Source organism: Streptomyces sp. NPDC059499 (assembly GCF_042749285.1).
Lineage (GTDB): Bacteria > Actinomycetota > Actinomycetes > Streptomycetales > Streptomycetaceae > Streptomyces.
In genome coordinates this window covers 12,667-25,739 of sequence record NZ_JBHYTT010000013.1, presented here as the reverse complement: position 1 = coordinate 25,739, position 13,073 = coordinate 12,667, and the positions used below count along the sequence as shown (strand labels likewise).

General features: G+C 72.7%; 14 protein-coding genes. 10 read left to right on the top strand and 4 right to left on the bottom strand.

The window, feature by feature from the left end:
• Nucleotides 1-257: 257 nt before the first annotated feature.
• Nucleotides 258-1,055, top strand: a complete 798-nt coding sequence (locus tag ACFW9O_RS26590) for an IclR family transcriptional regulator (protein ID WP_384612742.1) — start codon at nucleotides 258-260, stop codon at nucleotides 1,053-1,055.
• A gap of 51 nt (nucleotides 1,056-1,106) precedes the next feature.
• On the opposite strand, the gene ACFW9O_RS26585 is transcribed toward ACFW9O_RS26590, so the two are convergent.
• Nucleotides 1,107-1,613, bottom strand: coding sequence for a MarR family transcriptional regulator (locus ACFW9O_RS26585; protein ID WP_351170915.1), 507 nt, complete (start codon nucleotides 1,611-1,613; stop codon nucleotides 1,107-1,109).
• Nucleotides 1,610-3,313 carry an FUSC family protein gene (locus ACFW9O_RS26580; protein ID WP_384612740.1) on the bottom strand — a complete coding sequence of 568 codons (1,704 nt, stop codon included), beginning with the start codon at nucleotides 3,311-3,313 and terminating at the stop codon, nucleotides 1,610-1,612. The genes ACFW9O_RS26585 and ACFW9O_RS26580 overlap by 4 nt, the downstream gene beginning before the upstream one ends.
• Nucleotides 3,314-3,440: 127 nt before the next feature.
• Here ACFW9O_RS26580 and ACFW9O_RS26575 point away from each other — a divergent pair, with 127 nt between their 5' ends.
• A complete protein-coding gene (locus tag ACFW9O_RS26575) occupies nucleotides 3,441-4,184 on the top strand; it encodes a VOC family protein (protein WP_384612738.1) in 744 nt (247 codons plus the stop codon).
• A 31-nt stretch (nucleotides 4,185-4,215) separates the two neighbouring features.
• Here ACFW9O_RS26575 and ACFW9O_RS26570 read toward each other — a convergent pair whose 3' ends face one another.
• Nucleotides 4,216-4,680 carry a MarR family winged helix-turn-helix transcriptional regulator gene (locus ACFW9O_RS26570; RefSeq protein WP_384612985.1) on the bottom strand — a complete coding sequence of 155 codons (465 nt, stop codon included), beginning with the start codon at nucleotides 4,678-4,680 and terminating at the stop codon, nucleotides 4,216-4,218.
• 158 nt (nucleotides 4,681-4,838) lie between these two features.
• Here ACFW9O_RS26570 and pcaH point away from each other — a divergent pair, with 158 nt between their 5' ends.
• The 4 genes from pcaH to pcaD are packed head-to-tail and all read left to right on the top strand — an operon-like array spanning nucleotide 4,839 to nucleotide 8,675.
• Nucleotides 4,839-5,618 (top strand): protocatechuate 3,4-dioxygenase subunit beta, encoded by a 780-nt coding sequence (pcaH, locus tag ACFW9O_RS26565; RefSeq protein WP_351170924.1) that lies wholly within the window; start codon nucleotides 4,839-4,841, stop codon nucleotides 5,616-5,618.
• On the top strand, nucleotides 5,618-6,193 hold the full coding sequence (pcaG, locus tag ACFW9O_RS26560; RefSeq protein ID WP_384612736.1) for a protocatechuate 3,4-dioxygenase subunit alpha: 576 nt from the start codon (nucleotides 5,618-5,620) through the stop codon (nucleotides 6,191-6,193). The genes pcaH and pcaG overlap by 1 nt, the downstream gene beginning before the upstream one ends.
• Complete coding sequence (gene pcaB / locus ACFW9O_RS26555) at nucleotides 6,193-7,530, top strand: 3-carboxy-cis,cis-muconate cycloisomerase (protein WP_384612734.1); 1,338 nt, start codon at nucleotides 6,193-6,195, stop codon at nucleotides 7,528-7,530. The genes pcaG and pcaB overlap by 1 nt, the downstream gene beginning before the upstream one ends.
• Nucleotides 7,527-8,675, top strand: coding sequence for a 3-oxoadipate enol-lactonase (gene pcaD, locus ACFW9O_RS26550; RefSeq protein WP_384612732.1), 1,149 nt, complete (start codon nucleotides 7,527-7,529; stop codon nucleotides 8,673-8,675). Before pcaB ends, pcaD begins: the two co-directional genes overlap by 4 nt.
• A gap of 62 nt (nucleotides 8,676-8,737) precedes the next feature.
• Here pcaD and ACFW9O_RS26545 read toward each other — a convergent pair whose 3' ends face one another.
• Nucleotides 8,738-9,607, bottom strand: coding sequence for a phospholipid scramblase-related protein (locus tag ACFW9O_RS26545; RefSeq protein ID WP_384612730.1), 870 nt, complete (start codon nucleotides 9,605-9,607; stop codon nucleotides 8,738-8,740).
• Between the two features lie 60 nt (nucleotides 9,608-9,667).
• On the opposite strand from ACFW9O_RS26545, the gene ACFW9O_RS26540 reads away from it, so the two are divergent.
• From ACFW9O_RS26540 to ACFW9O_RS26525, 4 genes are all read left to right on the top strand, one after another.
• The gene (locus ACFW9O_RS26540) at nucleotides 9,668-10,099 is read left to right on the top strand and encodes a hypothetical protein (RefSeq protein WP_384612728.1); all 432 of its coding nucleotides are present in this window, start codon (nucleotides 9,668-9,670) and stop codon (nucleotides 10,097-10,099) included.
• Between the two features lie 127 nt (nucleotides 10,100-10,226).
• Nucleotides 10,227-10,877 (top strand): DUF3105 domain-containing protein, encoded by a 651-nt coding sequence (locus ACFW9O_RS26535; protein WP_384612726.1) that lies wholly within the window; start codon nucleotides 10,227-10,229, stop codon nucleotides 10,875-10,877.
• The gene (locus ACFW9O_RS26530) at nucleotides 10,874-11,533 is read left to right on the top strand and encodes a DUF305 domain-containing protein (RefSeq protein ID WP_384612724.1); all 660 of its coding nucleotides are present in this window, start codon (nucleotides 10,874-10,876) and stop codon (nucleotides 11,531-11,533) included. The genes ACFW9O_RS26535 and ACFW9O_RS26530 overlap by 4 nt, the downstream gene beginning before the upstream one ends.
• Nucleotides 11,534-11,718: 185 nt before the next feature.
• On the top strand, nucleotides 11,719-13,023 hold the full coding sequence (locus ACFW9O_RS26525; protein ID WP_384612722.1) for a phytase: 1,305 nt from the start codon (nucleotides 11,719-11,721) through the stop codon (nucleotides 13,021-13,023).
• Nucleotides 13,024-13,073 lie beyond the last annotated feature (50 nt).

The window sequence follows — 13,073 nt, the reverse complement described above, 5'->3', positions numbered from 1 at the left end:
CACCAGGTTTTGCACTCAACGCCGTCGCGCGTGTGCAGGGAGTAATGGAATACAGAAATCGGCCGAAACCAGACCCGCTTGTCCTTCTGTGCGGGACAAGCAGCGGACCGGCCGATCGCGTGAGGGACACCGGAAAGCTCAAGTTCCCCATGTGAAACGCACACTTGGGCGAATATTCGAGACGCACACGAAACCCTGAGCACCGCAGGGCGGGACAAAGGCACATGCGATCGAATCGGATCGAAAGGAGCAGATTCGTGATCGACGGACGGATGTACGGGGAGGTCTCCGCTGCAGTACCGACGGCACGGGGCTACACCATCGAATCGCTGGACACCGGCCTCCGGCTGATGCAGCTGTTCCTCACGCAGGACTGCCTCACCGTGTCCGAGGCCGCCCGCCGCCTGGGCGTCGGCAGGTCCACCGCGCACCGCGTGCTCTGCACCCTGGAGGGCCGCGGCTTCACGGTCCGCGACCCGTCGGGGCGGGGGTACGAGGCAGGGCCCGAGCTGCTCCGTCTGGGGCTGCCGGCCGGCTTCGGCAGGGAGGTGCGCGCCCACCTCGGAGCCGTACTCGACGAAGCCGTACGGCGCACCGGGGAGACCGTGCAGAGCGCCGCTCTGATCGGGGATCAGGTGATCGTCACCGACGGCCGCGAGTCCCCGCACCCGGTGCGCGTGATGCTGGAGACGGGGCGGGCCCACCCCGCGCACGCCACCGCGGCCGGGAAGGTGCTGCTCTCCCGGATGACCGTCGACCAGGTCTGCGCCCTCTACCCGCAGGAGCGGCTGCCCGCGCTCACCGCGCACACCCTCGTCTCCCGGACCGGGCTGCTGGAAGAACTGGCGGAGGTCCGTGAGCTCGGCAGGGCCTTCAGCCGGGGCGAGTCGGTCCCGGGCCTGACTGCCGTCGCGGTTCCCCTGGCCGTAACGGGTCGGCGCGACCGGCTCGCCCTGAGCGCGTCCGCACCCGCCGACCGCGGCGACGACGCGGCACTCGCCGAACGGGCGGCGCAGCTCCGGCAGTCGGTCGCGCTGACGGTGGAGACGACCTGACGGGCCCAGGCGCGGTCGGTGGCGATCACCGGTGCGGCTGTCGCGCCCGGGTCAGCGGCGGGATCCGCCGATGCGGCCTTCCAGCTGCACGAGCAGCTCGCTGAGCTGCCCGCTGAGCCGTGTACGGGTCCGTTCGTCGAGGCCGGACAGGACGGTACGTTCGTAGGCGAGCTGCTGGGGCAGCACCCGGTCGACCAGCTCACGGCCCTCGCCGGTCAGCCGGACGTGTGCGACCCGGCGGTCCCGGTCGTCGCCGCGGCGGTCGACCAGGCCGCCCTCCTGCAGGGCGCGGAGCCTCTTGGTCACCGCGGCGCCGGAGGAGAAGGTCTCGCGGGCCAGGTCACCGGGGGTGAGCTCGCGGTCGGTGCGGCGCAGCGCGCCCAGCAGGTCGAATTCGGCGCGGGTCAGGCCCGCGGCGCGCAACGGCGCGTCCTCCGCCTGCTGGAGGAGGGCGGCACATCGGTTGATGCGGCCGATGAGTTCCATCGGCCCGGTGTCGAGCTCCGGATTGACGGCGTGCCACTGCCGTACCACCGAGGCCACGATGTCGTCGGTCACACCGCTCCGTTCTCCGGGGGCGGGATACTGCGTCCCCGCCGTTGTGCTGTGGCCGCGAGCGTACGGTGTCCCGCGTGCTCCGCCGCCAGCATCTCCTCCTCGGGCAGGGCGCGCTGCCACCATTCCCCTGCCGCGATGTCACCGGCGTCGCGCAGTTCGACGAGGGAGGACGTCAGCCGCCTGCGGGCCAGGTCGAGCGAGAGGGCGTCGGAGTCCGGGTCGGCGATCAGGTCCTCGGCACGGCCGCGCGCCTCCGCGGTTGCGGTGAGGGCCTGTTCGACGCGGCCCCCGGCACGGCGGTTGGGGACGGCGATCGCGACGAGCAGTCCGACCGCCGCTCCCACGAGCGTGTCCAGGGCGCGGTCGGCGATGAGCCCTCCGGCCGGGTGGGTGTCCGCGAATTCCATGACGAGCAGGGCCATCGGAGTGACAGCGACGGAACCGAGCCAGTAGTTCCGGGTGATCAGGGCCTCGGCGGCGAAGTTGAACGCCAGGACGCACAGGATGAGGGCGAGCGGGCCGATTCTTGCGACCGGGATGACGGCGGCGAGGACGAGGACGCCGACGAGGTTCCCCACGGTGCGCTGCACGGCCCGGCTCCAGGTGAGCGTCACGTTGGACTGGTACACGGAGGCCGCGGTGACGATGGCCCAGTACGGGTGGCCCACGCCGAGGGCCGAGGACGCGTAGCCGGCGAGTGCGCAGCCGATCAGCGTGCGGAGGGCGATCGGCAGGACCGGGGAGCCGGGGGCGAGTGCGCGCAGAAGTGCGCGCCGGGCCTCGCGCCTCCCCCGTCGGGTCCGCCGCCCCGCCCGTTCGGCGTCGATCCCGAAGAGGTGCCCGACGGCGCCGGGGGCGGGCGGAGGGTTCGGCACCGGCCCGCGTGCCCGCGTCGCCGCCGCCCATGCGCCCAGTTGCCCCGGGCCGGGTACGGGGCAGCGGGCGTCAGCGGTGGTTCCGGCGAGGGTCCGCTCCGCGTGGACCACGAGGCGTTCGAGTTCCTGTCGTACGGGGGTGGGGCGCCCGGCGGCGAGCAGCGACTGCCAGGCGGCGTGGACGGCGGCGACCGCGGCATGACGGGTGCGCGGGCCGGGCTCGGCCGCGTAGGCCGCGGCAGCGTCGAGTGCGCGGGCGGTGGCGCGCCGCTCCGGGCCTTCCCTGCGCCACAGGGCGGGCCCGGCGGTGACCAGCCAGGAGAACGCTCCCGCCGCCAGGGCCAGGGCGAGGTGCCCGGGGATCTGTCCGGGCTGTTGCGGAGCGAAGAGCGCGGCCGAGGTGACGAAGGTGAAGATCAGGTTGCCGGGCGGGCCGATGCGCGAGGCGTCGCAGAAGCTCTTCTGTACGGCCGCGAGCAGTGCGCCGACGGTGATCAGCACGGCGGTCGAGTCGGTGGCCGAGGCGGCGAGCAGGGCCACGGCGAGGCCGGCGACCATGCCGAGGACCACGCGAACGACGGTGTGCGCCCTGCGCGCGTACGGCAGGTTGTGCCCGTACAGCGCACAGAGCGAGCCGGCCATCGTGTACATCACGAGGTCGAGGCGGTCCATCGCGTACAGCAGCAGATTCGGCGCCGCGGAGGCGACGACCACGCTCAGCGCGGGCTTGAACCAGATCTCCGCCGGGCTGTTCAGCCGCAGCGTGCCGGTCACCGGCAGCCTGCGGACGGACGGCTTCCGGGGGCGCACTGCTGTATCACTCACCTAAATACGTTAACAGGTATTACACCAGTAAACGAAAATCCTCCGGTAGCCCCGCCACCCGTGCGGACATAGCGTTCCGCACAGCAGCTGTGAACGCGCCCTGGCGCTCGCCCCTGGAGGAATGCGCATGACGCTCGTCGAGCCGGTCCCCGGTCGCCCCTGCTGGGTCGAGCTGAGCACTTCGGACGTTCCTGCCGCCCGGACGTTCTACGCGGCGCTGTTCGGCTGGCGGTCCGAGACCGACCCGCGTCCCGAGGCGGGCGGGTACACGATGGCGCGCCTCGGCGAGGACGCCGTCGCCGCGTTCACCCCCTCCTACCAGCCGGACCAGACGCCCACCTGGACCGTGTCCTTCGCGACCGCGGACGCCGACGCCACGGTCGACGCCGTGCGCTCGGCCGGCGGCACACTGCTTGTCGGGCCGATGGACGTGTTCGAGCAGGGCAGGTTCGCGGTGGTCGCCGATCCCTCGGGAGCGGTGTTCTCGCTCTGGCAGGCACGCGCCTTCGCCGGCACGCCCCGCTTCGGCGAGCCGGGCACGCTGGGCTGGGCGGAGCTCCGCACTCCCGATCCGGCCGGAGCGCTCGCCTTCTACACGACTGTGTTCGGCTGGACGGTCAACGCGTCGGAGCACTACACGCATTGGGGTGTGGAGGGTGACGACTTCGGCGGCATGACGACGATGAGCGGGGAAGAGGCGCCCCCGCGATGGCTGCCCTACTTCGTGGTCCCGGACGCCGAGAAGACGGCCGCCACCGCCCTGGGCGCGCGCGGCGACCAGCTCATGCCGCCGAGGCGCCTGCCGAGCGGGCGATGGATCGCCGTGCTCCGCGATCCGCAGGAGGCGGCGTTCGGCATCCACACGCCGTAACCGCGTACCGCCGGCCGGCCGGCACGCGACCTCAGCGGCCGGCGGCCCGGACGTCCTCCGGCGCCCGCAGGCTCTCCGCCGCGTCCGACACCCTCCGCATCAGGTCGAAGAGCACCTGCTGCTCATCGGCGGAGAGCGGGCCGAGGAAGACCTGGTTCATCCGCGCGGTGCGCACCGCGAGTCTCCGGTGCGTACGGACGCCGTCGTCGGTGAGCCGCAGGAGGAAGCGCCGCCCGTCGTGCGGGTCGCGGACCTTGTCCAGCAGTTCCCGGCGCAGCAGCCTAGTGATCACCTCGGCGACGGTGGACCGGTCGAGCCCGACGCGCTCCCCCACCGTCCGCTGGTCCAGCCCCGGCTCGGCGGTCAGAGCGTTGAGCACCGCGAACTGGGGAGACGTGGTCTCCTCCGAGACGATGGTGTTCCACAGCAGATGGTGCGCCTGCTGAAGTCGCCGGGCCAGATGCCCGGGATGGCTGCTCAGGTCGACCGCGGACACGGCACCGTCCTCTTCTGCGCTTCTGTTCTTCACGGAAACAAGCAGTGTACTGAGCCTCTTGACCTCAGCAACATGCCATGAGTAGCTTCACCCCCATCGCATATTACTCAGTGCACTGAGCATTGTCGGCCAAGCCGCAACTCTCACGGAGCCGTGACATGACCGCACGTGACACCACCCACCCGCTGCCCGACGGGCTGAGCCAGCAACAGATCGACTCCGAGGTGGCCGGGGTCCAGGCCGCCGCCCCGGCGGGGGCGCACCATCCGCCGCGCGACTACCCCCCGTACCGCAGCAGCCACTACCGCCATCCGCACCGCTCTCCGGTCCCCGTACGCGACCCCGAGGCGGTCGAGCTGTCCGGACCCGCCTTCGGCGTCACCGACGTGACCGCGCTGGACCGCGATCTGACCGCGCAGCACCTGGGCGAACCGCTCGGCGAGCGCATCACCGTCCAGGGCCGGGTCCTGGACCGGGCGGGGCGCCCCGTGCGCGGGCAGCTCGTCGAGCTGTGGCAGGCCAACGCCTCCGGGAGGTACGCCCACCAGCTCGACCGGCACCCTGCTCCGCTCGACCCCCACTTCACCGGCTTCGGACGCTGTCTGACCGATGACGAGGGCGGCTACGCGTTCACGACGATCAAGCCGGGCGCCTACCCCTGGCGCAACCACGTCAACGCCTGGCGCCCCGCGCACATCCATTTCTCGCTGTTCGGCACGGCGTTCAGCCAGCGGCTGATCACCCAGATGTACTTCCCGGGCGATCCGCTCCTCCCGTACGACCCGGTACTCCGCTCGGTCACGGACCCCGATGCCCGTGAGCGGCTCGTCGCGTCGTACGACCACGATCTGTCCGTCCCCGAGTGGTCGCTCGGCTACCGCTGGGACATCGTCCTCGACGGTCCGGCCGCCACCTGGACCGAGGAAGGCCGCGCCTGATGACGTACCTCCCCCCGACACCGTCCCAGACCGTGGGCCCCTTCTACGGATACGCGCTGCCCTTCACCGGGGGCGGCGAGATCGCACCGGCCGGCCACCCGGACACGGTCACCGTGCACGGGGTCGTACGGGACGGCAGCGGGGCCCCCGTTCCCGACGCCGTCGTGGAGACGTGGCAGCCCGCTCCGGACGGATCGCGTACCGGGAGCCCCGGGTCGCTCCGCCGTGACGCGGCCACGGGCCGGGTCATCGGGCGCAACGGTGTGGACTTCACCGGTTTCGGCCGTGTGCCGACCGACGCGGACGGGCACTGGGCCGTGCGGACCCTGCCGCCCGGCGGCGTCCCGTACCTCTGTGTCGCGCTCTTCGCCCGTGGTCTGCTGCACCACCTCCACACCCGCGTCTACCTCCCGGACCTGCTCGAACGGGACACCGGGACCGCGGACCCGCTGCTGGAGTCGCTGGAGCCCGAGCGCCGGGCCACACTGATCGCGACACACACGGACCCGCGTACCTACCGCTTCGACATCCGTCTCCAGGGCGAGGGCGAGACGGTCTTCCTGGAGTTCAGCTGATGTACGAGAGCGATGCCGGGCTCCTCGCCCCCGGCCGGGCCGGCTCCCCCGCCGAGACCGCAACCGGCGACCGCGCCTTCCTGCAGGCGATGCTGGATGCCGAGGCGGCGCTCACCCGCGCCCAGTCGGTCTGCGGCCTAGCTCCTGCCGGAGTGGGCCGGGCGGTGACCGCCGCCGCCGACGCGGACCGCTTCGACGTACGGGATCTGGCGCTGCGGGCCCGGTCCGGCGGCAACCCGGTGATCCCTCTGGTCGCCGATCTCACCGCGGCGGTCGAGGAGGACGTCCGGCCGTACGTGCACCGGGGCGCGACCAGTCAGGACATCCTCGACACGGCCGCGATGCTGGTGGCGGTCCGGACGCTGACGCTCGTCGTCGACGACCTGCGGCGTACGGCCGACGCGCTGGAGGAGCTGTCCGCCGCGCACCGCGACACCCCCATGCCGGGCCGCACCCTGACCCAGCACGCCGTGCCCACGACGTTCGGCCTCAAGGCGGCGGGCTGGCGGTCGCTGGTGCTCGACGCCCGGGACCGGCTGACAGCGGTGCGCGACTCCCTGCCCGTCCAACTCGGTGGCGCGGCAGGCACCCTGGCCGCCTTCGGGGCCTTCTCCCCGGAGGTCCACGGCGATGCGGGGCTGCCGCTCGTCGCCGCGTACGCACGGGAACTGTGCCTGGCCGAACCGCTGTTGCCCTGGCACACGCTCCGCACCCCGATCGCCGATCTCGCGGGCGCGCTCGCTTTCACCGCGGGCGCTCTCGGCAAGGCGGCAGCCGATGTCCTCGTTCTGTCCCGTACCGAGATCGGTGAGGTCGCGGAAGGACGGGGCGGGGGCTCGTCCGCCATGCCGCACAAGGCCAACCCGGTCCGGGCCACCCTGATCGCCGCCGCGGCCCGGCGCGCCCCAGGACCGGCCGCCACCCTCTACGGTTCGCTCGCCGCGGAGGACGAACGGCCGGCCGGCGCCTGGCACGCCGAGTGGGAACCGTTGCGGGACCTGCTGCGGCTGGTCGGCGGTGCCGCCCGCGATGCCGTGGCACTCGCCGAAGGGCTCAGGGTCCTCCCCGCCGTGATGCGGGACCATCTGCCGGTCACCGGCGGGCTGATCGTCTCGGAGCGGCTGGCCGCGGTCGCCGCCGGCCGGGTGGGCCGGGCCCGCGCCGGAGAGATCCTGGCCGGAGCGGCCCGGCGCGCGAGGGACGAGGGAAGATCGCTCGCGGACGTGCTGGCCGACGAGCCCGCGTTCGCGGGTCTGGACCTCACCGCACTCACCGACCCCGCCCGGTACACCGGCGCCGCCGGCCCGCTCACCGATCGCGCCCTGGAGCGCCGATGACCACGACTCCCGCCCGCCTTCCGCACCACCGCGCCGAGGGGCCCGCCTCGGCTCCCCCGCTCCTGCTCGGCCCGTCCCTCGGCACCTCCACGGCGCTCTGGGACGGGGTGGCGCCGGAACTCTCCGCGAGCCACCGCGTCGTGCGGTGGGACCTGCCCGGACACGGCGGGTCGCCCGCCGGGCTGATCGGCCCCGGCGCCGACGTCGCGGATCTGGCCGGACTGGTCCTCGCCCTCGCCGACTCGCTGTCCCTGGACCGCTTCTCGTACGCCGGGGTCTCGCTCGGCGGCGCCGTGGGGCTCTGGCTCGCCGTACACCGCCCTGAGCGGATCGACCGGCTGGCCGTGGTCTGCTCCTCCGCCCGCTTCGGCGACCCCGGCGGCTGGCGTGAGCGGGCCGCTCGCGTGCGCGCCGAGGGCATCGGCCCGGTCGCGGAGGGCGCCGCGGCCCGGTGGTTCACCCCCGGGTTCACCGCGCCGGAGCTGCTCGACGACCTCCTGGGCACCGACCCGGCCGCGTACGCCGCGTGCTGCGACGCGCTCGCCTCGTACGATCTGCGCTCCCGGCTCTCGCAGGTGCGGGCGCCGACGCTGGTGATCGCGGGCCGCGAGGACCCCGCGACCCCGCCTGCGCATGCCCGGGAGATCGCCGACGCCGTTGCGGGGGCGACGCTCGTCGAGCTGCCGCACGCCTCGCACCTGGCGCCGGCCGAGCGCCCCCAGGCCGTACGGGAGGCCCTGCGCGCCCACTTCGCTCCCGCGGAGCGCGGGAGCGGGACGGAGGTGCGGCGCGAGGTGCTCGGTGATGCGCACGTCGACCGGGCACAGGCCGCCACGACGCCGTTCACCGCCCGGTTCCAGGACTTCATCACCCGCTACGCGTGGGGCGAGATCTGGACCGACCCAACACTGTCCCGGCGCGAGCGCAGCCTGATCACGCTCACGGCACTCGTCGCGCACGGGCACCACGACGAGCTGGCGATGCACGTCCGCGCGGCGGTGCGCAACGGGCTCGGCCCGGAGGAGATCGGTGCGGCGCTCCTGCAGACCGCGGTCTACTGCGGGGTTCCCGCGGCGAATTCGGCGTTCGCCGTCGCCAAGCGGGTGCTGGAGGACATGGAGGGCCCGGACGACGTCCGGGCCTGACCCGACACGGCGGAACGCCCCGCCCCGCACCGGGTGTGCGCGGCGGGGCGTTCCGTGCCTGCTCAGCCGAAGCCGCGGGCGTCCTGCTTGAGTGCGGTGTCGACGGTCAGGGCGGTCGCCACGACGAGGCTCAGCAGCGGCTCGGGCAGCTGGTAGTGGATCTGCAGCACGTAGTTGTCCGCGGTGGTGAACATCGTCTTCGCGAGGCCTTCCCAGGTCTTGGTGATCCGGGCGATCTCGGCGTCGTTGTGGTCGACGATGGCGAAGTTCCAGGCGCGCCAGTTCTCCGCCTTGATGGCGCCGACCTTCTGGCCGTTGACCATCATGGCGAAGTTGATCTTGCCGATGGCGTTCTGCTGGACGATCTCGCCGACGGGCTGTCCGTCCGGACGCTGCACGACGACCCGGGACTTGATGAACTTCGCCGGCCGGGTCAGGAGCAGCTGCGGCTGACCGTAGGCGTCGCGGATCTCCAGCCGGTGCGTCAGGTACTGGTCGATGCTGGAGACGAACCTGAGCACCTTGCGGAACGCGCTCTGCCCGACCTGGACGACGGAACCGACGGTGTTGCCCTGCTGGTCGAAGACGCGGTATTCGTTCGTGACCTCGATCAGCTTGGCCTTCTGGTTCACGACCAGGACCTGCTGGTTGAACAGCGACCCGGCGCCGGGAGCACCCTGCTGGGGAGCCGCCTGCTGCTGGGGGACCTGCTGCTGCGGGACCATCTGCTGCTGGGGGGCCGCCTGCTGCTGCGGCACCGCGGCCTGGGGCTGCACGGGGGCCTGGCCGGCCGCAGGGGCCTGGCCGGCGGCGGGAGCCTGGGCCGGATGCGTGTGCTCGGTCCACTGCGAGCCGTCCCAGTAGCGCAGCAGTTGGGGTGCGCCATGGGGATCCGGATGCCAACCCGCAGGTATGTTCGATTGCGTCGTCACCGGGGCACACTATCCTGCCAAGCTGTGGGCCACACTCATTGAAATTTCACGCACCGTACGATGGCGGCGATGACCAGGCGGACTGAGCGGACGGACCGGCGACGGGGCGGGGTCACCCCGTCCGTCGTGCTGGGCTGGGTGCTCGTCCTCATGGCCGTCTTCTTCTGCTGCTCGCCGTCCGTCACGGCCGCGCCCCGCGCCGACGCACCTGCCGCGTCCGCCGTCCGGGCCTTCACCCCGGTGCCTGCCGCGTCCCTGTCGGTCGTCACGGCCGACGCCCCGGGTGAGCGCGGGCTCGGCAGCTCCTGCCACGGTGTGACGGACCACTCGACGGCCGTCGTGCTTCCGGGCCCCGGCGCTCCCGCCGCTCTCCCCTGCACCTCGGCCCTGCCCCCGGCCGGTCCCCTCACCGGCGCCGCGGTCATCCGGGGACCCTCCAACGACGGTGCGGGCGCCGTCGATCATCTCCGTCTGCAGGTCCAACGGATCTAGGAGCCCGGCCTCCTCCCGGCCCCGCGTACGGCGCCGAGGGGGCCGCCCATGCCTCGTTCCCCCGCATCGCGCGCTTCCCGCGTCTGCGTTCCGTTCCCCGTGAATCCGATGAACCCGAGGACCCGAGATGGCTTCCGCCAAGAACCAGAACAGCCCTGCCTCCGCCCGCCGCGCCAAGCTCGAGGAGGCCCGCCGCAAGGAGCGGGCCCGCGAGCGCCGCAGCCGCATCATCACCATCAGCGCCGCCGTCGCCGTGGTCGCCGCACTCGTGGCGGGTGGCGGGTATCTGATGTCCGCCGCCGACGAGCAGGACAAGGCCGAGGAACAGGCCAGGACCTCCCCCGTCACGGGTGAGCGGTCCTGGGACAAGCTGAAGCAGAACCACGTCGAGAAGCCTGTCGACTACCCGATGAACCCGCCGGTCGGCGGCGACCACAACCCGGTCTGGATGAACTGCGACGCCGACGTCTACACCGAGGCGATACCGAAGGAGAACGCGGTCCACTCCCTGGAGCACGGCGCCGTCTGGGTCACGTACAACGAGAAGGCGAAGGACGCGGACGTCGAGGCGCTCGCCGAGCGCGTGTCCAAGACCCCGTACTCCCTGATGAGCCCGGTGGCCGACCAGAAGGATCCGCTGGTTCTCAGCGCCTGGGGCAAGCAGGTCACGGTGAAGAGCGCCACCGACGCGCGCGTCGGACAGTTCTTCACCAAGTACGTCCAGGGTGCGCAGACCCCGGAGCCGGGTGCCGCCTGCAGCGGCGGGATCGCGAAGTGACCTCACCCGTGCGCGCCCCCCGCTCGCTGGTGGCGGCGGGCGCCGTGGTGTTCCTGGTGGCCGTGGGGCTGGTGCTGCTGATGGTCGTACGGCCGTCCTCGGCGTCCCCGTCGGGGCAGCCCTCGTCGGGCTCCGGGACGTCCGCCCCCGCGGAGGGATCAGCCGATGTGGGATTCGCCCGGGACATGTCGATCCACCATCAGCAGGCGGTGGAGATGGGATTCATCGTCCGGGACCGCACGGACGACGAGGACGTACGCCGGCTCGCGTACGACATCATCAACACGCAGGCCAACCAGCGCGGCATGATGCTCGGCTGGCTGGAGACCTGGGGCCGGCCCAAGAGCTCGGAACGGCCGCCGATGGGGTGGATGGGGCACACCTCCGCACCCGCGGCCGACGGCGCCCTGATGCCCGGCATGGCCACCGACACCGAGCTCGACCGGCTGCGCGCGGCCGAAGGCAGGGACGCCGAAGTGCTGTTCCTCCGGCTGATGACCGTCCACCACCGTGCGGGCGCCGAGATGGCCCAGGCCGCGGCGGACACGGCGGGCACGGAGGAGATCAGGAACCTGGCGGCGGGCATGGCCCGCGCCCAGGAGTCGGAGATCGCGCTCATGGCGGACATGCTGAAGGCCAGGGGCGCACGGCCCTGAGCCCGCGGGCGGCGACGGCCGGGGCCCGGTGGCGCACCACCACCGGGCCCCGGCCGTCGCACGACCCGGCGCGAATTCACCTCCTGCCCATGCCCCGCTCATCAACCCGACACCGGAGCACCGCCCCGTCACCCGACACTTCCTGACGAGTCATGGACATGTCCCTCTCACGACAGGAAGCATCCGTGCGCATGCACCGCTCCTCGCGTCTGACCGTCACCGCCCTCCTGGGTACGGCCCTGATCACCCTCGCCCCGCTGTCCCCCGCACAGGCACGGTCGCTGCCGGCCGTCGGGGCGACGTCGGAGACGCCGGCGCTGTACGACGACGAGGCGGGCGGCAACGCCAACGCCGACGACCCGGCGATCTGGCGCAACCCGGCCGACCCGGGGCGCAGTCTGGTCGTCGCCACCGCCAAGGAGGGCGGGCTCCGGGTCTACGGGCTCGACGCCGCCCTGGTCCAGTCGATTCCGGCGCCGTCGCCCGCGACCGAGGACGACGCACCGGGCCGGTTCAACAACGTCGACCTCGTCACCGGGCTGCGCACCCCGGCCGGCCGTGCCGACGTGGCCGTGGTGAGCGACCGGGGCAACGACCGCCTCCGCATCTACCGCATCGACCCCTCGCGCCCCGGCAAGCCGCTGACCGACATCACGGACCCGGCCGCCGCTCCGGTCTTCTCGGCGGACCAGGCCGAGATCAACGACCAGCGCACCACGTACGGTCTGGCCGCCTGGCAGGACCGCGGCACGGGCCGTTCGTACGCCGTCGTCAGCCGGCGCAACGCCACCGAGCTCGCGCTGCTGGAACTGCGGCCGACGGCCGCGGGCACGGTCGGCTACCGCACGGTGCGCACCCTCACTCTCCCGTCGTCCTTCCGGCTGCCCGACGGCACGTCGTGGACCCCGTGCGGTGAGCCGGGCGAACTGCCGCAGGTGGAGGGCATGGTCGTCGACCCGGCGAACGGTGTCCTCTACGCCGGCCAGGAGGACGTCGGCATCTGGCGTGTCCCGGCCGGTCTCGACGGGCGCCCGGTCCTGGTCGACAAGGTCCGGGAGTACGGCGTCCCCGGGACGTACGACCCCGCGACCGAGGAGTGCGCGCCCGGAACCGACCCCGGTTTCGGCGGCAAGCGGCTGGCCGCGGACGTGGAGGGGCTGACCCTCTTCCGGGAGGCGGACGGCGACGGCTACCTCATGGCGTCCAGCCAGGGCGACAACACCTTCGCCCTGTACGACCGCGAGGTCTCCGAGCACAACGAGTACGAGGGCGGGTTCCGCATCACCTCCGTGTCGGCCGACCTCGACGGCAGTGAGGAGTGCGACGGTGCCGCGGTGCTGAACGAGCCGCTGGGCGCCCGCTACCCGCGCGGCCTGCTGGTGGTCCAGGACGGGCACGAGACGTCCGGGTCGGGCGGCGAGGATGACCGGGAGACCACGGGGTTCAAGTTCGTCGACCTCGGTGCGGTGACCGACGCGGCGGACATGTAGGACCGCCCGGCATCACGGGTGGGACGCGGCGGCGGGAGCCGTCGCGTCCC